The sequence below is a fragment of the Microbacterium salsuginis genome, assembly GCF_012524205.1.
Classification (GTDB): domain Bacteria; phylum Actinomycetota; class Actinomycetes; order Actinomycetales; family Microbacteriaceae; genus Microbacterium; species Microbacterium salsuginis.
The window spans coordinates 711,596-730,799 of the sequence record NZ_JABACI010000002.1 but is presented as its reverse complement, the minus strand read 5'-3'; the positions used below and the strand labels follow the sequence as shown (position 1 = coordinate 730,799).

Genomic DNA, 19,204 nt, shown 5'->3' with positions numbered 1-19,204 from the left:
TGGCCGGCGCGGCCTCGTTCTCGGGGATGCTGTTATCGGACAAAGGTCAGCTCCTTCTTATTGCCGAGGATGCCCTGCGGCATGAAGATCACGAGCAGCATGAGCGCGACGCCGACGAGGATGAACCGCAGCGTGCCGGCCTGGATCTGGTTCAGACCCGGGAGCCAGCCGGCCGAGGCCATCGCCGGCAGCACGTTCGCGAGGAACGTCTGCAGCGCCCAGAAGATGAGCGATCCCAGCAGCGGGCCGAAGACCGTCGCGGCGCCACCGAGGAGGAGGGCCGTCCACACGAAGAACGTCAGCGACGTGACGTACACGCCGGGGCTCACCGCGGACGGCAACGCGTAGACGATGCCTCCCGCGGCGGCGAGGACACCGCCGAGCACGAGGGCCTGCATCTTGTACGCGAACACGTTCTTGCCGAGCGAACGCACGGCGTCCTCGTCTTCGCGGATGCCCTTCAGGTTGCGTCCCCACGGGCTGCGTGTGAGCATCCACACCACGAGGGCGGCGATGCCGAGCGTGACCAGGCCCATGATGCGGACCCACCAGCCGGTCTCGTTGTACACCCACGGTCCGAAGCCGTACTGCCCGTCGGGAATCGGGTTCGAGTCCCGGAAGCTGCCGTGGTACCCGCTCAACCCGTCGGCCGAGCCCGTCACCGCGTCGAACGCGGTCGTGAGGAACAGCAGGCGCACCACCTCGGCAGCCGCGATGGTCACGATGGCGAGGTAGTCACCTCGCAGACGGAGGGTGGGGATGCCGAGGATCAGGGCGAAGATCGCGGCTCCGACCAGTCCCACCAGAGCGCCGGCCCACCAGGGGAGGCCGAAGCTGAGGATGGAGATGGCGTAGCCGTAGGCGCCGATCGCCATGAAGCCGGCGATGCCCATGTTGATCAGGCCCGCGTAGCCGAAGTGCACGGCGAGGCCGAGCGCGGCCAGCGCGTAACCGATCGTCGCCGGGCTGAGGATCGACGAGGCGGTGTTCGAGAGAATCTGAATCCAGTCCATGGGTGGTCCTAACCGATCCGCTCGCGTCGTCCGAGGATTCCCTGTGGGCGGAACAACAGGATGACGATGAGGATGAACAGGGCGCTGGCGTACTTGAGGTCGGCCGGGATCCACAGGCTCGACACCTCGACCAGCAGACCCACGATGATCGCGCCGACGAGCGCGCCGTACGCGGTACCCAGACCGCCGAGCACCACCGCGGCGAACATGAGCAGCAGGATCTGGGCGCCCATGTCCCACTTGATGCCCGGGCGGTAGTACGCGTAGAGGATGCCGGCGAGGCCGGCGAGGCCGCCCGCGACGATCCAGACGACCCGCACCACCGCGTCGACGTCGATGCCCGACGCCGCCGCCAGGGACGGGTTGTCGGAGATCGCCCGCGTCGCCTTGCCCAGGCGGGAGCGCGTCAGCCACAGCGCGAAGGCGACGATCACGAGGATCGAGATCGCGAGGGAGGCCATGTCGATGATGCTGAGCTGGACCACCCCGAAGAGCGGGAGCTTCTCTTGCGACGAGAACGGGAGCTGCAGCGTGCCACCGCCGATGAACAGCTGGAACGTGTAGCGCAGGGCGAGTGAGAGTCCGATGCTGACGATCATGAGCTGCACGACTCCGACGCGCCTTCGGCGCAGCGGTCTCCACAGGATCATGTCGAGGACCAGGCCGAAGACGGCGCTCAGGACCACCGCGATGGGGTATCCGAGCCACCACGGCAGCGCGAGACTCGCGGGGCCGACCAGGAACAGCGCGGCGATCGCGCCGAAGGTCACCATCTCGCCGTGCGCGAAGTTCGAGATGCCGGTCGTGCCGTAGACCAGCGACAGGCCGATCGCGGCGAGTGCCAGCATGAGGCCGAAGCTCAGGCCCTGGACGATGCGCTGCACGAGCTGATCGAAGAAGCTCGTGACGTTGCGCTCGCCCTCGCCGATGAAGAAGTTCACCGAGACGCGGCCGCCCTGGCCCATCTCGACTTCCTTGACATTCGGGGTGTCGTCCTCGGGATCGACGACGGCGATGCCCTCGGGGAGTGTGTCTTCGTCGAGGGTGATGACGTAGGTCTCGCCGCGCTCGGGGACTCCGACGCGCCACTGCCCCTCGGCATCCGTCTCGACTTCCTGCTCACCCCCCGGACCGTCGATCGTCAGGGCGACCCCTTCGAGCGGCTCGCCGTCGAGCTGCACATTGCCGCTGATGCGGTAGGGATCGTCTTCATCTGCCAGTGCGGGCGTCGCGGTGGCGAACAGCCCGAGCAGGATGAGCAGCAGCCCGAAAAGCGCAGCGGTGGCGCGCCTTCCGGCGATGCGTCTCGTGGTCACAGTCGCAGGACCCACAGAACCTCCAGTTCGCACGACACGTACACCGAAGCTTCGGGTCGCATCGGCCGTGATGAACGACGGTACGACTGTAATGTGTCGCCGGTGTTTCGCCTACGACACCCTGTGGATACGTGATGGATTCGCAACGGGATGCCGCGGGCCGCGCTGGCCGTCCCGGCTCCGGTGCACGTGCGCGCGGGTGTCGCGCGCGGGAACAAACGGCGTCTTCGCGCGCTTAGAATCGAGTACGGAGCGTCACAAGCGCACCGGCCGCCGCCGTCCATCTCGAGCAACGCGCCGCGCGCGCAGGAGACCCCATGGAGCACAACGACCCCTTCGGCTTCGTCGGACTGACCTACGACGATGTGCTGCTGCTGCCCGGGCACACCGACGTGATCCCCAGTGAGGCCGACACATCGTCGCGCGTCACGCGACGCATCACCGTCGCGACGCCGCTGATCTCGAGCGCGATGGACACCGTCACCGAGGCGCGCCTCGCGATCGCCATCGCGCGCGAGGGCGGGCTGGGCATCATCCATCGCAACCTCGCGATCGAGGAGCAGGCGTCGATGGTCGACCGCGTCAAGCGCAGCGAGTCCGGCATGATCACCGACCCGATCACGACGACGCCGGATGCCACGATCGAAGAGGTCGACAACCTCTGCGCCACCTACCGCATCTCGGGCCTCCCGGTCATCGACGAGGAGGGGCGCCTGGTCGGCATCGTCACCAACCGCGACATGCGCTTCGTGTCGGGCTTCGAGCGCCAGACCACGAAGGTCCGCGACGTCATGACGAGCGAGAACCTCGTCACCGGTCGCGTCGGCATCAGCGCCGGCGAGGTCATCGCGCTGTTCGCGCACCACCGGGTCGAGAAGCTGCCGCTCATCGACGACGGCGGCAAGCTCGCGGGGCTCATCACCATCAAGGACTTCGACAAGAGCGAGAAGTACCCGCTCGCCACCAAGGACGAGCAGGGCCGCCTGCGCGTCGGCGCCGCCATCGGCTTCTTCGGCGACGCGTGGCAGCGCGCGGAGGCGCTGCGCGACGCGGGCGTCGACGTCCTCGTCGTCGACACCGCGAACGGCCAGTCCGCCGGCGTCATCGACCTCGTCCGCCGTCTCAAGGCCGACTCGAGCTTCGACCACATCGACGTCATCGGCGGCAACGTCGCGACCCGCGAGGGCGCGCAGGCGCTCATCGACGCGGGCGTCGACGCGGTCAAGGTCGGAGTCGGCCCCGGCTCGATCTGCACGACGCGTGTCGTGGCCGGTGTCGGCGTTCCCCAGGTCACGGCTGTGTACGAGGCATCCCTCGCCGCCCGCGAAGCGGGAGTCCCCGTGATCGCCGACGGCGGTCTGCAGTACTCGGGCGACATCGCCAAGGCCCTCGTCGCCGGCGCCGACACCGTCATGATCGGCTCGCTCCTGGCCGGCACCGACGAGTCGCCGGGCGAGATCGTGTTCCAGGGCGGCAAGCAGTTCAAGCAGTACCGGGGCATGGGATCGCTGGGCGCGATGCAGACGCGCGGCAAGAAGACGTCCTACTCGAAGGACCGTTACTTCCAGGCCGACGTCCCCAGCGACGACAAGCTCATCCCCGAGGGCATCGAGGGTCAGGTCGCCTATCGCGGCCCCGTCTCGGCCGTGGCGTATCAGCTCGTCGGCGGCCTGCGCCAGTCGATGTTCTACGTCGGCGCCCGCACCATCGAGGAGCTCAAGGCCAAGGGCAAGTTCGTGCGGATCACGGCCGCCGGCCTGAAGGAGTCGCACCCGCACGACGTTCAGATCGTGGTCGAGGCGCCCAACTACAAGCGCTGATCCGCGACGGGAGCGGATGCCCCGACCCGGCGCGAGCGCGGGTCGCGGGCTCCCGAGTCGTCCCCGCCGCTACCCTGATCCCGTGATCAGACAGCGGCGGCATCCGGCGGCGACGCAGCGCACCGTGCGACTCGAGGCGTTCACCGACGGTGTGTTCGCGATCGCCGCGACGCTGCTGGTGCTCGACCTCACGACGCACTCGATCGGCAAGGTGACCAGCGACGCCGAGATGTGGACCGCGCTCGCCGGCATGGGCGAGCTGCTGCTCAACTTCGTGCTGAGCTTCGTGCTGCTGTGTCTGCTGTGGATGGTGCACGTGCAGCAGTTCGAGCACATCGCCCGAGCGGATCCCGTGCTCATCTGGCTCAACAACGCACGGCTGCTGTTCGTCGTGCTCGTGCCCTTCGCGACCGGCCTGCTGACGCAGTACGAGGCCTACTTCGCAGGCCGCATGGCGATGCCGGTGACCTTCTTCTTCGCGATCCTGTTCGGCTGGGTGCAGTGGCAGTGGGCGGTGCGGCGCCGCGACGTCATGCTCCCGGACCTGACCGAGCAGGAGGCCGTCGCGTACGGTCGTGCCTCGCTGAGCGCGCTCATCATCGGCGGCGTGGTGGTGGCGCTGTCGCCATGGATCGGCTCGGCGGCGTTCCTGCTGTTCCTCCTCGACGGCGTCCTGACCCGAGCGCTGGGTGGCAAGAGCGACTGACCCGCAACGGGCCCGACGCCGCGGTCCCTCCGCGTCGTGGCTCACGACGCGAAGGAACCGGCGGGACCGGCGAGCGCGGATCAGCGACCCGGCGTCAACGGACCCCGGCGAGGTCGGATGCTGCAGCCGGAGCTTCTGTGTCGGCCGGGGACGAGGCTGGGCCCACGCGCCCTGGAGTGGGGACCGTCGCCGAGCGCCCTGCGGGAAGCCACAGCGCCGCGATCGTCGCGACGAGGAGCACGCCCGCGCCCGTGAGCACCGCCGGACGCGCCGCGTCGACGTACAGGTCGGGCAGCAGCTCGCCGCCGGCGCTGACGAAGATCGCCGTCATGACGGCGGTGCCGAGCGCGACGCCCAGTTCGCGGACCGTCGAGTTCACGCCGGAGGCCTTTGCGTGATCGAGCAGTCCGAGGGTGGCCAGCAGCGCCGTCGCCGACGGTGCGAAGACGAGGGCCATGCCGACGCCCGCCATGATGAACGGCGCGATGAGCGCGGGGTAGTCGAGCTCGGTCGACATGATCAGGCCGATCCAGGTCAGTGCCGCCGCCTGAAGGCCCAGCCCCAGCACCATGAGCACACGTGTGCCGACGCGGGGCGCCAGCATCCCCGCGATCGGGGCCACCACCATCGGGGCGAGCGTCCACGGTGTGGTCTGCACTGCAGCCTCGAGCGGCGATGATCCCTGCACCACCTGGAGGTACTGGATGAGGATGAACACCGCCCCGAATGTGCCGAAGCTGAACGCGAAGCCGATGATGTTCGTCACCGAGAACGAGCGGTCCCGGAACAGCCGCAACGGCACCAGCGGAGCCTTCGCGCGGGCCTGCCACGCGAAGAAGATCCCGAGCAGCACGGCGCCGAGGGCGATCTCGCCGATGACGCCGATCGAGTCCCAGCCGTCGTCGTTGCCGCGCACGATGGCGTGCACCAGGGCGAGCACGCCCGCCGCCGCGAGCACGGCGCCCGGCACGTCGATGCGAGCGCGCGCACCGAAGTCGTTGCGCAGCACGAGCAGCGCCAGCGGGATCGCGACGATCGCGACGGGCACGTTGATCCAGAAGATCGCCTGCCAGTTCCAGCCCTCCATGATCGCCCCGCCGACGAGCGGTCCGACGGCGACGCCGAGCCCCGAGACGCCGCCCCAGATGCCGATCGCGAGCGCGCGCCGGGTCTGCGGCACTGCGCCGCTCAGCAGTGCGAGCGACAGCGGCATGACCGCCGCTCCGCCGAATCCCTGCAGCGCGCGGGCGGCGATCAGCTGACCGGGGTCGGTACTGAGCGCAGCGAATACCGAGCCGATGCCGAACACGGCGATGCCGATCGCGAACACCGTCCGCCGGCCGAAGCGGTCGCCGAGGGCCGAGGCGATCAGGATCGCGCCGGCGAACGCCAGCGTGTAGGCGTTGACGAACCACTGCAGCTGCTCCACGCTCGCACCCATCTCGCGATGCAGCACGGGGAGCGCGTTGGTCATGACGAGGTTGTCGAGGGTCGCCATGAACATCGGAACGGATGCCGCGGCGATGACGAGTGCGAACGGTCGAGCGCGACGGGGCCGTGCCGATTCGGTCGGGGCGGTGGCGAGGGGATCGAGGGCCATGAGGTCTCCGTAGTAATTGGATGATTACTTATGAGAAGAAATGTAGTAATCGACTGATTACAAAGTCAAGTCATTCGCTGATAACCTTCCGGGATGAGCTCCGACAGCACCGTCGCCCTGGATGAGACGACCGATCCGGCGCGGCGTCTGACGTCGGAAGAGCGCCGCCGCCAGATCCTCCACGCCGCCCTGATGGTCTTCGGCGCGCGGGGGTACGAGGGCGCCACGACGGACGAGGTCGCCCGGGCCGCGGGTGTCAGTCAGCCCTACGTGGTGCGCCTGTTCGGCTCGAAGGAGAACCTCTTCCTCGCGACGATCGACGACGCCCTGGCCAGGCTGCTCGAGGCGTTCCGCGCGGCGCTGGTCGAGGGCGACGACAGCGACAAGCCCGTCGGCAAGCGCATCGGGGAGGCGTACGTCAACCTCCTCGAGGTCAGGGGACTGCACCAGACCCTCGCGCACGCCTACCTGCTCGGCAGCCACCCCATGATCGGCCCGGCCGCACGCAAGGGCTTCGCCTCGGTGTGGCGGTTCTTCCGCGACGAGGTCGGGTTCGAGGCCGAGGAGGCCCGCTCCTTCATGGCCGAAGGCATGCTCATCAGCACCATGATCGGGCTGCGCCTGGTCGACGACTACGGCTCGGACCCGCAGATCACCGAGCTCTTCCGGTCCTGCTTCCCGACCGAGCTCCCGCACGTGCTTGACGTCATTCCGCGCGGTACCGAGCGCTGGTAACGAGCCTGGGGGAGCGGATGATATGAGCCGAGCCTCGCCGCGCTGAGCCGCGTCGCGACGTCCCGACGCGCCTAACTCGTCACCGGTGCGTATGCGCGGAGGAAGGCGGCGACGCCGGCGGTCAGCATCCGTTCCCGTTCCTTCTCGTCGAACGGGGCGAGGTCCCCGGTGAACATCGCGCGGTTGACCGGGATCCACAGCAGCAGGCTGACGAAGTGCTCGGCGGCCAGTCCCGGGTCGTCGAGCGACAGTCGCCCGGCGGCGGCGAGCTCGGTGAAGCGCTCGGCGAGCGTGGCCAGGACGCGTTCGAATCCGTTCTCGTACCACGACGTGCCGAGCTCGCTGAAGCGCTCGGCCTCGGCGATCACGAGCCGGCGCAGGCGAAGGGTGTCGGGTTCCATCACCGCCTGGGTGAACCGGCGGGCCAAGTGGACGAGGGCATCCTGCAGATCTCGCGGGTCGCGCAGTCCGTCGGCGACCTCGTCCACGAGGACGTCGATGCGCGAGGTCGTATCGAGCACGATGCGGGTGAAGAGCTGCTCCTTGTGTGCGTAGTGCTTGTAGACCGTCTGCTTCGACACCTTGGCGGCCGCTGCCACATCGTCCATGCTCGTGCCCGCGTAGCCGCGGCGAAGGAACAGCTCGGTCGCCGCCTGTTCGATCGCGCTGCGCTTGCTGACGGAGCGCTCGCTCGTGAGGGCCATGGGTCCATCTCCCTTCAGTACTAGACGGACCAGTACTGTGCTGCTACTGTACCAGCGTCGGAGTACTGAACGGTCTAGTTCTGGAGGTAGCCATGACGACCATCACCATCAATCTGCCGGTGAAGGACCTCGCGGTCTCGCGATCGTTCTTCGAAGCCATCGGATTGACGATCAACGAGGATTTCAGCGACGAGAACATGCTCGCCGTGCCGTTGAGCGACGACATCCGCGTCCTGCTCCTCACGCGGGAGTACTTCGGCACGTTCACTCCCAAGCCGATCGCCGACACGTCGCAGGGGATCGAGACGATCCTCGCGATCGGCGTGGATCAGCGCGCAGATGTCGACGCGATGGCGGATGCCGCAGCCGCGGCGGGCGGCGAGGTTCACCGCGAGCCGCAGGACCTCGGCTTCGTCTACAGCCGCAGCTTCGTCGACCCCGACGGGCACGTGTGGGAAGCCGTCCACATGGACTTCTCGGGCGCTCAGGGTTGAGGGGACGAGATCATGCGAAACCCCGACATCGACGCCTACGGGCAGGCGCGCCTGACGCCCGAGTACCAGCAGTTCCTTGCCCGCATCCGTGACCTCATGGCGACCCACGCCCCGGACGCGACCGAGGTGATCAGCAGCGGCTCGCCGGCGTGGCGAGGCACCAGGATCCTCGCGATCATCAGCCCCAGCAAGACGCATCTGACGTTCGCCTTCGAGCGCGGCGCGTCGTTCACGGACCGGCACGGCCTTCTCGAGGGAGAGGGCAAGCAGACCCGGCACGTGAAGATCCGCCAGTGGTCGCCCGCGCTCGACGAGGCACTGCCCGACTACATCGCTCAGGCGGTCGCCGCCGACGGCTGATCCCGGCGGCTGACAACGGCGGGGTGCGTTCGCCGCCGACGCTCGCGCGCAATCGCTGGGCGCGTGGCCCAGCTGGAGGCTGGCCCGCCTTCGGAGCAGGGGCGTATCGTCGGGGGCATGTGCCGGAACATCCACACGCTCCACAACTTCGAGCCCGCGGCATCGTCCGAAGAGGTCCACGCCGCCGCGCTGCAGTACGTTCGCAAGATCGCGGGCACGACCAAGCCGTCGAAGGCGAACCAAGAAGCGTTCGACCGCGCGGTGCACGAGATCGCCCACATCACGCAGCACCTGCTCGACGACCTCGTCGCGGTGACGCCGCCGAAGAACCGCGAGGAAGAAGCGGCCAAGGCGCGCGAGCGGGCGATCAAGTCGGGCCGGTACGCCGCCGCCTGAGCCTGCGGCATCCCATTCCGTTCCTCGCCTCACGCCGGGTGCGAAAACACCAGTCCGTCATGCGACACGCCGGGGGCGGATGCCGCGGCGCGGCGTGTCGCCGTGACCGGCTGGTGTCTTCGCAGGAGAGGTGGTGCCGGTACGCCGCCGCCTGAGCCTGCGGCATCCCATTCCGTTCCTCGCCTCTCGCCGGGTGCGAAAACACCAGTCCGTCATGCGACACGCCGGGGGCGGATGCTGCGGCTCGGCGTGTCGCCGTGACCGGCTGGTGTTTTCGCAGGAGAGGGGTGCCGGTACGCCGCCGCGTGAGCCTGCGGCATCCCATTCCGTTCCTCGCCTCACGCCGGGTGCGAAAACACCAGTCCGTCATGCGACACGCCGGGGGCGGATGCTGCGGCTCGGCGTGTCGCCGTGACCGGCTGGTGTTTTCGCAGGCGCGTGAAGAGAGGCGCTCGGGGTAGGCTGGTCGGCTGCCCAGGCGCCGAGAGGGCGCGGCAGCGGACAGGAACACCGTGGGGTACATCGACATCGCCGCCGTCTCGTACGCGCTGCCGGACGGGCGGCCGCTGCTTGACGAAGTGAGCTTTCGCGTGGGCGAAGGCTCGACAACTGCGCTCATCGGCCAGAACGGCGCGGGCAAGACCACGCTGCTGCGCATCGTGCGCGGCGAGATCGCGCCGCACGGCGGGGTCATCTCGATCGACGGCGGACTGGGGGTGATGGATCAGTTCGTCGGTCACGGCGAAGCGGGCCAGACCGTCCACGACCTGCTGATCTCGGTCGCTCCCGACCGGGTCCGTCGCGCCGCTCGCGAGCTCGAAGACGCCGAAGCCGCGATCATCGAACACGACGACCTCGACACCCAGATGCGCTACGCGAGCGCGCTCGCCGACTACGCCGAGGCCGGCGGCTACGAGTACGAGACCGTGTGGGACACGTGCACGACCGCGGCGCTCGGCATCCCGTTCTCGCGGGCACGATTCCGTGAGCTCACGACGTTGTCGGGCGGCGAGCAGAAGCGGCTGGCGCTCGAGGCGCTGCTGCGTGGCCCCGACCAGGTGCTGCTGCTGGACGAGCCCGACAACTACCTCGACGTGCCCGGCAAGCGCTGGCTCGAGGAGCGGCTGCGCGAGACGCCGAAGACGGTGCTGCTCGTGTCACACGATCGCGAGCTGCTGGCGAGAGCTGCGGATCGCATCGCGACCCTCGAGGTCGGTGGCGCGGGCAGCACCGCGTGGGTGCACGGCGGCGGGTTCGGCACGTACCATCGCGCCCGCGACGAGCGCATGGCGCGGCTGGACGAACTGCGGCGGCGCTGGGACGAGCAGCACGTCAAGCTCAAGGAGCTGGTGGCGACGCTGAAGGTCAAGGCGACCGCGAACGACTCGTTCACGTCGCGGTATCGCGCGGCTCAGACACGGCTGCGCAAGTTCGAGGAGGCTGGTCCGCCGCAGGAGCGTCCGCCTGAGCAGGACCTCGCGCTCCGGCTGCGGGGTGCCCGCACGGGCAAGCGCGCTGTCGTCGCCGAGCAGCTCGAGCTGACCGGACTCATGAAGCCGTTCGACCTCGAAGTGTGGTTCGGCGACCGCGTGGCGGTGCTCGGCTCGAACGGGTCGGGCAAGTCGCACTTCCTGCGGCTGCTGGCCCGCGGCGGCACCGACCCGGATGCGCGACTGGGACACGTCACGACGACCGGCGCCGCTCTCCCGCCGGTGCCGCACTCCGGCCGCGCCGTGCTCGGAGCCCGGGTCGTGCCGGGCTGGTTCGCCCAGACCCACACGCATCCCGAGTTCACCGGGCGCACGCTGCTCGACATCCTTCACCGCGGTGAAGACGCGCGAGCGGGACTGCCGAGGGATGCCGCAAGCTCGGCGCTGGACCGCTACGGCCTCGTCGGCCAGGCGGAGCAGACCTTCGACAGCCTGTCGGGCGGGCAGCAGGCGCGCCTGCAGATCCTGCTGCTCGAGCTGTCCGGGGCGACGCTGCTGCTGCTCGACGAGCCCACCGACAATCTCGACCTGGTCTCGGCCGAGGCGCTGCAGGACGCGCTTGCGCGGTTCGAGGGCACCGTCCTGGCGGTCACGCACGACCGCTGGCTCGCGAAGTCCTTCGACAGGTTCGTCGTGTTCGGTGCCGACGGCCGCGTGTTCGAGTCCGACGCGCCGGTATGGGACGAGGCGCGGGTGGCCCGCGCTCGCTGAGCGATGACGGATGCCGGGCCCCCGGCATCCGTCACCCTCGTCCTTTGCTCGGAGCCGTGGGAGATGTGCGCTCGGTCGCCGGATCCGGAAATCGGACGTCGGCGGTGTCTCCGGAGCGGCGTCGGCGTGGCGCTCCGGAAACGCGACGAGTCTCCGATTTCCGGATCCGGCGAACGGGGCGCGGGCGCAGCGGCGGACAGCAGGCGGGCTGCGGGCGCGACAACCCCGCCCGGTAGGCTGGGGTGGTGAGCATGGACATCGAACTCGGTCGCGCCAAGCGCGCACGCCGCGCGTACACGTTCGACGACATCGCGGTGGTGCCGTCGCGGCGCACGCGCAACCCCGAGGACGTCTCCACGACGTGGACGATCGACGCGTTCAGCTTCGACATCCCGGTGCTGGGCGCACCGATGGACTCGGTCGTGAGCCCGCGGACGGCGATCATGCTCGGCCAGCTCGGCGGCCTCGGGGTGCTCGACCTCGAGGGGCTGTGGACGCGCTACGAGGATCCCGAGCCGCTGCTGGCCGAGATCTCGGGTCTCGAGAAGACCGCCGCCACCCGTCGCATGCAGGAGCTGTACGCCGAGCCGATCAAGCCCGAGCTGGTGCGTGATCGTCTCGCCGAGATCCGCGCGGCCGGCGTCACGGTCGCCGGCGCGCTCACCCCGCAGCGCACGCAGGAGCTGTACGAGACGGTCGTCGCTGCCGGCGTCGACCTCTTCGTGATCCGCGGCACGACGGTCTCGGCCGAGCACGTGTCGAGCGTCGACCAGCCGCTCAACCTCAAGAAGTTCATCTACGACCTCGACGTTCCCGTCATCGTGGGCGGCGCCGCCACCTACACCGCCGCGCTGCACCTGATGCGCACCGGCGCCGCGGGCGTGCTCGTCGGGTTCGGCGGGGGAGCGGCATCCACCACTCGTGCGACGCTCGGTCTGCACGCGCCGATGGCCACCGCCGTCGCCGACGTCGCCGGAGCGCGCCGCGACTACCTCGACGAGTCGGGTGGACGCTACGTCCACGTGATCGCCGACGGCGGCGTGGGCACCTCGGGCGACATCGTCAAGGCGCTCGCGATGGGCGCCGACGCCGTCATGCTCGGCGTGGCGCTGGCGCGCGCGACGGATGCCCCGGGTCAGGGCTACCACTGGGGTCCCGAGGCGCACCACTCCAAGCTGCCGCGCGGCCGCCGCGTGAAGGTCGACCAGGTCGCCTCGCTCGAAGAGGTCCTCTACGGCCCGGCGCCGGTCGCCGACGGCACCGCGAACCTCATCGGGGCGCTGCGCAAGTCGATGGCCACCACCGGATACTCCGACCTCAAGGAGTTCCAGCGCGTCGAGGTCGTCGTCGCGCCCTACGCCGCCGGATGACGCGAGCCGTGACCGACCCCGACCCCGCAGGCGCGGCCGCCGCCGAGCCGGAGGTCTTCCCGCCGACCCTCCGCGAGGTGATGGTCCGGCCGCAGTGGATCGGGATGCTGCTGCTGTGCCTCGTCGTCGCGGGAGTGTTCGCGTGGCTCGGTCAGTGGCAGCTGGGTCGGGCGATCGACACGGATCCGCCCCCGCCGGGCGCCACCGAACAGGTGCGGTCGCTCGACGAGGTCGCGCAGCCGGGCGAGTATCTTCCCGAGCCGCTCGTCGGGCAGCGGGTGGGGACCGCGGGCTCGTGGGTTCCCGGCGACTTCCTCATCGTCGAGTCGCGGTTCAACGACGGGGTCGAAGGCTATTGGGTCACCGGCCAGCTTCGGCTGAGTGCCGCCGTCCCCACGCCCACTCCAGACGCCGCTGGCGCGTCGTCCGGAGCCTCCGGGCGCGTGGGCCCACAGCCGACGTCGATCGCCGTCGCTCTCGGCTGGGCGTCGACCGAGGACGAAGCGCTCGCCGCCATCGAGCGGCTCGAGGCCGAAGCATCCGATCCCCGCGTCCTCGTGACTGTGAGTGGCCGTCTCATCTCGGACGAGGGGCCGCTGCCGCCGCCGTCCGGCGCGGATCCGCAGACCATGACGCGCATGTCGCCCGCCGCGCTGCTCGGGCGCTGGCACGACGTCGACGGCCTGGACGTCTATCGCCCGTACCTGGCGTCGTCGGCGCCGTTCGGAGGCCTGACCGCGATCGCGTCGCCGGCTCCCGACGAGAGCTCGAACGTCAACTGGCTCAACATCTTCTACGCCGCGGAGTGGGCCGTGTTCGCCGGCTTCGCGTTCTACCTCTGGTACCGCCTCGCTCGCGACGCGTGGGAGAAGGAGGTCGAGGACCTCGAGGATGCCGCGGCCGAAGGTGACGGCGAACCGGAGCCGACGGCGTCCTGAGCCGCCCATCCTCGGGGTCGTTCTTGCACCGCGTCCAACCTTCCTCGAGCTCCCGGAGGTTCAGAGCGAGGTGAACGACGGGTGGATTGCCACGGAACAACGGGCTCTGTACGCCGAGCCGCCGACGGTCGCACCGGAGAAATCCGGCGCGGTTTCTGAACGGTCGGGAAAGAGTCGGAGAACCAGCCGATTCGGGTAGGGCGAGGTGGAGAGACTCTCTCTGGGCCGCCATGGGGAGTGGCCTGCGCACTGTGCGCTGACCGAGCCGCGACCCGAACGGCGGCTCTGCTCGAGAGGTGTTTCGCGTGCCGAGACTTGCCCGTTCCGCTTCGATCACGGCTGGTGCCATCGCCGTGGCCGTCGGCCTGAGTTCGCTGGGCGGAGGTGTCGCGGTGGCCGCTGGAGGTGGTCTCGCGCCGCCTGCTGTGGATCCCGCGAGCGTCCACCGTCCGTCCGCGGCGCCCGACCGGGTGATCTTGACGCCGACGGAGACGCCGGCGACCAGCCAGGCCGTCACATGGCGCACCGCCACGGCAGTGGCCTCGCCTCGCGTCGAGTGGGCGCTCAGCGGACCGAGCGTGGTGGAGGGCGCGCAGTCCATCCCGGCCACGTCGACCACGAGCTTCGACACGACTCTCGGTTATGACGTCGCCTTTCATACGGCCACGATCGACGGCCTCGAACCGGACACCACGTACGTCTACCGCGTCGGTGATGGCGAGACGTGGACCGAGTGGTTCGAATTCCGTACAGCCACCACAGCAGCGGGCGGCTTCAGCTTCGTGATGCTCGGCGACGCGCAGAACGACAACAAGGCGTACACGTCCCGCGCGTTCCGCGCCGCCTTCGAGGCGCGCCCCTACGCCAAGCTCGCCGTCCACGCCGGCGACCTCATCGATACCGAGACCAGTGACGCCGAGTGGGGCGAGTGGAACGGCGCAGGTGCGCTGATGAACCAGTACGCGAATCTCATCGCGACGCCCGGGAACCACGAGTACTACCCGGGTCCCGACCTCACGGAGTACTGGCCTGCGCAGTTCGCGTTCCCGCACAACGGCCCCGGCGTCGCGGAGCTCGAGGAGACGGTCTACTTCGTCGACTACCAGGGCGTCCGCTTCATCTCGCTGAACACGAACCGCCAGAACGGCGAGCCGTTCGCGACACAGACCGAGTGGCTCGAAGGCGTGCTGGAAGACAACCCCAACGAGTGGACGGTCGTGACCTTCCATCACCCCGTCTTCTCGACGAGCGGAGACCGTGACAATGCCGTCGTGCGCAACGCGTGGCTGCCGATCCTCGAGGAGCACGACGTCGACCTCGTGCTTCAGGGACACGACCACACGTACGGTCGCGGCAACCTGGTGGCCAACGAGCAGAACCTGCCCGAGGGAGCCGACCCGGCCAAGAGCCACACCGGACCGGTCTACATGGTGACCGTCGCCGGCCCGAAGGACTACGGGCTCTCGCCCGACGGTCAAGACAACTGGACCCTCAACGATGCCCATCTGCGCGTGAAGGGTGCAAACCTTCAGCTGTTCCAGACAGTCGACGTGACCGATGACGGGCGCATGCACGTCGAGGCACGCACCGTGGACGGAGCCCTGTTCGACGCCTTCACGATCACGAAGGATGCTGCGGGCGGCAAGCTCGTGACGGACGACGTCGCCTGGACGGGGGGTCCCGGATCGACCCGCGACGGCGTCGACGCCCCCACGCTCCCAGGGGATCCCGGCACCGACCCGGGCACGGACCCGGGTACCGACCCGGGCACGGATCCCGGAACCGATCCGGACGGCGACAAGCCGACGGCATCCATCAGCGACACCACCGTCACACCCGGAGACACCGTGTCGGTGAAGGCGGCCGGTTTCGAAGCCGGCGAGCAGGTGGCGATCGAGCTGCATTCGACGCCTGTCACCCTCGCGCGCGTGACGGCCGACGCCGAGGGTGCGCTGAGTGCGAGCGTCACCATTCCGGCCGACACCGTGCCCGGCGCGCATTCGATCGTGCTGACGGGCGTGGATTCGTCGCGCTCGGTCGCTGTGGCGATCACCGTCGAGGCCGCCCCTGCCGGTGCCCGGCCCGCTCAATTGCCGGCGACCGGCGGTGCCCTTCCCCTCACCCTGATGATCCTGGGCGGCGTGCTCGTCGCCGGCGGCGGTGCCGTCGTCGTCCGCTCCGTTCTGCGTAACCGAAAGGCTTCCTGATCATGGCTCGACTTCGTCCAGCCGGCCGCGTCCTGGCCGCCGGGCTCGTGTGCGGCGTCGCGCTCACGAGCGGCATGCTCGCGACAGCATCGCCTGCGACCGCGGCAACCGTTCCCGCCGCTGAGCGGTACGCGCCCTCCCAGGTGCCCGACCGGATCACGCTCATGCCCGGCGCCGACGCCAAGACCCAGCAGGTCGTTTCGTGGCGGTCGTCCACAACTGTCTCGGACGGCATCGTCGAGTACCGCCCGATGATCTCGTCGGGCTACCCGACGGGCGTCGAGCGCCTGGTGGCGCAGCAGCGCACCGAACAGGTGACCGATCTCGGCTACACCAACGTGGTGCACACCGCCACACTCTCCGCGCTCCAGCCCGGCGTCTCGTATATGTACCGCGTCGGAGACGGCACGAACTTCAGCGAGTGGCAGGATTTCGAGACGGCCTCGGCCGAGGCCGAGAGGTTCTCGTTCGTGTACCTCGGCGACGTGCAGAACGGCATCCTGAGCGATGCATCTCGCGTCGTGCGCAACGCATTCCGAGACCGTCCGAACGCCGACCTCGTGCTGCAGATCGGCGACCTCGTCAACGACGCTGAGTCGGACGAGCAGTGGGGTGAGCTGTACGAGGCGTTCTCGTACACGCTCGGCACGCAGAATCTGCTGACCACCCCCGGCAACCACGAGTACGAGGGCGGGCTGTCGCAGCAGTGGCAGGACATGTACGCATTCCCCGACAACGGGCCCCAGGGTGAGGGTGAGGTCTATGACGCCCTCGAGGGGAGCGTCTACTACACCGACCACCAGGGCGTGCGCTTCGTCTCGCTCAACAGCAACATCGTCGACACCGAGGGTCTGCGTGTGCAGGCGGAGTGGCTCGATCAGGTGCTGACCGACAACGACCAGGCATGGACGGTGGTGTATTTCCACCACCCGGTGTACTCGCTCGACGAGGGCCGTAACAACCTGGGCATCCGTCAGCAGTGGGGTCCGATCCTCGAGGAACACAACGTCGACCTGGTGCTGACCGGCCACGACCACGCCTACGGCCGGGGCAACCTGCTCGCCAACGAGCAGAACCTGCCCGCCGGCGCCGATCCGGAACTCAGCTCGACCGGTCCCGTCTACGTCTCTTCCAGCGTCGGCTCGAAGTTCTACGACGCCGGCCCGCGTCACTGGAACGAGAACGACGGGCACCTGCGCCGGCTCGCCACGGGCCTGCAGACGTACCAGGTGGTCGACATCAACGAGGGCACCCTGCGCTTCGAGTCGCGGACGGCCGACGGAAAGTTCTTCGACGGCTTCACGATCACGAAGACCGGCGACACCAAGCTCGTGGTCGACGGCGTCGAGCCGCAGGAGATCGACCCGGGCACGCCCGCGCCGTGCCTCGGCTGCGAGCCCGGTGGACCCGACCCCACCGACCCGACGGATCCCGAGGAGCCGACGGGCGAGTTCGACTACGAGCAGACGGCGCTTCTCGACGCCGTGATGCCCAACAATGTGGCTGACGCTCCCCACCGCGCCGCGATCCCGGCCGGTGCGGCCTACCACCAGGAGCGCGACGTGCTCTATCTGGGGGACCAGAACGGACAGAAGATCTTCGAGATCGACCCCGAGACCGACACGGTGCTGCGTGAGATGACGCTGCCCGAGAACATCCGCGATCTCGGTGTCGACGAGGAGCGAGAGCTGCTTTACGTCGGTCAGCAGAACCGGAACTGGGTCGTGGTGTCGATCGCCGACGACACGTTCGGTCAGGTGGTGCGCGGGCCGTACCCGATCATCGAGTCGAATCGCTCCATCGACGTCGACCCGGTGAACGACTACGTGTACGTGGCGGTGCCGGCTCGCGGTGTGGAGGTGTTCCGTGCGTCGACGGGTCAGTCGCTCGGCGTGATCAACGGAACAGCGGATGCGTACTACGTGGCCGCCGACCCCGCCACCGGAACCGTTGTGACCACCAAGTTCCTCTCCGTGGAGGGTGAGATCGGCATCCAGGCCTTCGACTCCAAGGACGACTTCTCGATGTCGTGGGAGAAGGCGGTGCGCCCCGGCGCTCGCCAGGTCGACATCGACAGCGCGAACGGCCTGCTCTACGTCGGCTACACCGGAACCAAGGCTGACGCCGGCGGCTTCTCAGTTCTTTCGCTGGCCAGCGGAACGCTGATGGTGGACATGGTCGGCCCCGACTACGGCAAGGACGGATACGGCATCGCCGTCGACGAGGAGAAGCAGCGGGTGTTCGTGTCCAATCGCGACTTCCGGCTCAACCCGCCCGGCGAGGAGCTCGTTCCGTTCGCGGTGACCGTCAGCATCCGTGTCGCCGACGGAGAGGAGCCGGGTGGACCCACGGATCCGACCGACCCCACCGACCCGACGGACCCGACGGACCCGACGGATCCGGAGGAGTCGTGGGTGCCGCGTGCGCTCGGCGTGATCCCCTCGGAGCCCACCGACCCGGAGATTCGTCCGGTCGGCTCGGCGGTCGATCCCGAGACCGGTCTGATCTTCCTGGCGGACGAGATGCGTCCGGCGCGAGTTCACGTCATCGACCCCGAGACCGACGCGGTCGTCCGTACGATGCCCGCGCCGACGACGGATCCGGTCGAGGACGGACTGCGCGACCTGGCGTACGACGTCGAGAAGGGACTGCTGTACGTCGCGTACGGCAGCAACTGGGTCGTGATGGATGCGGCGACCGGTGCGCGAGTGCGCGGTCCGTTCGCGTTCAGCGGCGGCGTGCGCGGCATCGACGTGGACTTCGCCGGCGGGCTTGTCTACGGCGGCGTGCGCGGAACCGGGTACGACGTGGCGGATGCCGAGACCGGTGAGCTGCTGCGTACCGTGGCGGGTCCAGCCGATGCCGGAGCCTGGCGCACTCACGGTGTCGCCGTCGATGCGGCGCACGGGCTGCTGTACATCAGCAACAGCGATGCCGACGGCTCCACGGAGGGCATCCACGTGTACAACACCGCGGATGACACCCTCGTGCGGCGGCTGCCGGCGGCTGCAGCGGACTACCGCTCGATCGCGGTCGACGCTGCGGCGGGGATCGTCGTGGTCGGTCATCAGACCTCGGCTTTCGACGCATCCGGTGCGACGGTGCTGAAGGCGGACGACCTGTCGCTCGTGAAGCGACTGAGTGCCTATGCGTACGGCGACAAGGTCTACGGGGTGTCGATCGACCCCGAGCGAGACCTGCTGTTCGTCTCGGCGCGCGATCGGTACCCCGCCGGGCTCATTGAGGTGACGCTGCCCGCTGCGGGCTGACCGCCCTTCACACGTCGCCCCGTCCCGCCAGGGACGGGGCGACGTGCGTCGTCGTGGCAACCGTCGTCGAACGGC

The 19,204-nt window shown here is 69.0% G+C and carries 15 protein-coding genes; 11 read left to right on the top strand and 4 right to left on the bottom strand.

Annotation, left to right across the window (positions count from 1 at the left end; translation table 11 throughout):
- Positions 1-32 precede the first annotated feature (32 nt).
- Positions 33-1,013: a branched-chain amino acid ABC transporter permease gene (locus tag HF576_RS10375; protein ID WP_168912709.1), complete on the bottom strand. Its 981-nt coding sequence runs from the start codon at positions 1,011-1,013 to the stop codon at positions 33-35.
- An 8-nt stretch (positions 1,014-1,021) separates the two neighbouring features.
- Positions 1,022-2,329, bottom strand: a complete 1,308-nt coding sequence (locus tag HF576_RS10370; protein WP_343234229.1) for a branched-chain amino acid ABC transporter permease — start codon at positions 2,327-2,329, stop codon at positions 1,022-1,024.
- A gap of 317 nt (positions 2,330-2,646) precedes the next feature.
- Here HF576_RS10370 and guaB point away from each other — a divergent pair, with 317 nt between their 5' ends.
- Positions 2,647-4,149 carry an IMP dehydrogenase gene (gene guaB / locus HF576_RS10365; RefSeq protein ID WP_168912708.1) on the top strand — a complete coding sequence of 501 codons (1,503 nt, stop codon included), beginning with the start codon at positions 2,647-2,649 and terminating at the stop codon, positions 4,147-4,149.
- Between the two features lie 82 nt (positions 4,150-4,231).
- Complete coding sequence (locus HF576_RS10360; RefSeq protein ID WP_168912707.1) at positions 4,232-4,855, top strand: TMEM175 family protein; 624 nt, start codon at positions 4,232-4,234, stop codon at positions 4,853-4,855.
- Positions 4,856-4,949: 94 nt separating this feature from the next.
- Here the strand turns inward: HF576_RS10360 and HF576_RS10355 are convergent, their stop codons facing one another.
- Entirely contained in the window at positions 4,950-6,455 is a 1,506-nt protein-coding gene (locus HF576_RS10355) for an MFS transporter (protein WP_168912706.1), read from the bottom strand.
- A gap of 93 nt (positions 6,456-6,548) precedes the next feature.
- On the opposite strand from HF576_RS10355, the gene HF576_RS10350 reads away from it, so the two are divergent.
- Complete coding sequence (locus HF576_RS10350) at positions 6,549-7,190, top strand: TetR/AcrR family transcriptional regulator (protein ID WP_168912705.1); 642 nt, start codon at positions 6,549-6,551, stop codon at positions 7,188-7,190.
- 71 nt (positions 7,191-7,261) lie between these two features.
- Here HF576_RS10350 and HF576_RS10345 read toward each other — a convergent pair whose 3' ends face one another.
- Positions 7,262-7,894 (bottom strand): TetR/AcrR family transcriptional regulator, encoded by a 633-nt coding sequence (locus HF576_RS10345; RefSeq protein ID WP_168912704.1) that lies wholly within the window; start codon positions 7,892-7,894, stop codon positions 7,262-7,264.
- 92 nt (positions 7,895-7,986) lie between these two features.
- Here HF576_RS10345 and HF576_RS10340 point away from each other — a divergent pair, with 92 nt between their 5' ends.
- The 8 genes from HF576_RS10340 to HF576_RS10305 all read left to right on the top strand — a co-directional run bounded on the left by HF576_RS10340 (position 7,987) and on the right by HF576_RS10305 (position 19,129).
- Positions 7,987-8,388: a VOC family protein gene (locus HF576_RS10340; RefSeq protein WP_168912703.1), complete on the top strand. Its 402-nt coding sequence runs from the start codon at positions 7,987-7,989 to the stop codon at positions 8,386-8,388.
- Between the two features lie 12 nt (positions 8,389-8,400).
- Entirely contained in the window at positions 8,401-8,748 is a 348-nt protein-coding gene (locus HF576_RS10335; protein WP_168912702.1) for a DUF1801 domain-containing protein, read from the top strand.
- Between the two features lie 117 nt (positions 8,749-8,865).
- Positions 8,866-9,144: a DUF2277 domain-containing protein gene (locus tag HF576_RS10330; protein WP_168912701.1), complete on the top strand. Its 279-nt coding sequence runs from the start codon at positions 8,866-8,868 to the stop codon at positions 9,142-9,144.
- Between the two features lie 512 nt (positions 9,145-9,656).
- Positions 9,657-11,345, top strand: coding sequence for an ATP-binding cassette domain-containing protein (locus tag HF576_RS10325; protein ID WP_168912700.1), 1,689 nt, complete (start codon positions 9,657-9,659; stop codon positions 11,343-11,345).
- 251 nt (positions 11,346-11,596) lie between these two features.
- Positions 11,597-12,715 carry a GuaB3 family IMP dehydrogenase-related protein gene (locus tag HF576_RS10320; RefSeq protein WP_168912793.1) on the top strand — a complete coding sequence of 373 codons (1,119 nt, stop codon included), beginning with the start codon at positions 11,597-11,599 and terminating at the stop codon, positions 12,713-12,715.
- A gap of 80 nt (positions 12,716-12,795) precedes the next feature.
- Complete coding sequence (locus HF576_RS10315) at positions 12,796-13,653, top strand: SURF1 family protein (protein WP_205835163.1); 858 nt, start codon at positions 12,796-12,798, stop codon at positions 13,651-13,653.
- Positions 13,654-13,958: 305 nt separating this feature from the next.
- Positions 13,959-15,860, top strand: coding sequence for a fibronectin type III domain-containing protein (locus tag HF576_RS10310; RefSeq protein WP_205835082.1), 1,902 nt, complete (start codon positions 13,959-13,961; stop codon positions 15,858-15,860).
- Between the two features lie 2 nt (positions 15,861-15,862).
- Positions 15,863-19,129: a metallophosphoesterase gene (locus tag HF576_RS10305; protein ID WP_168912698.1), complete on the top strand. Its 3,267-nt coding sequence runs from the start codon at positions 15,863-15,865 to the stop codon at positions 19,127-19,129.
- Positions 19,130-19,204: the final 75 nt, after the last annotated feature.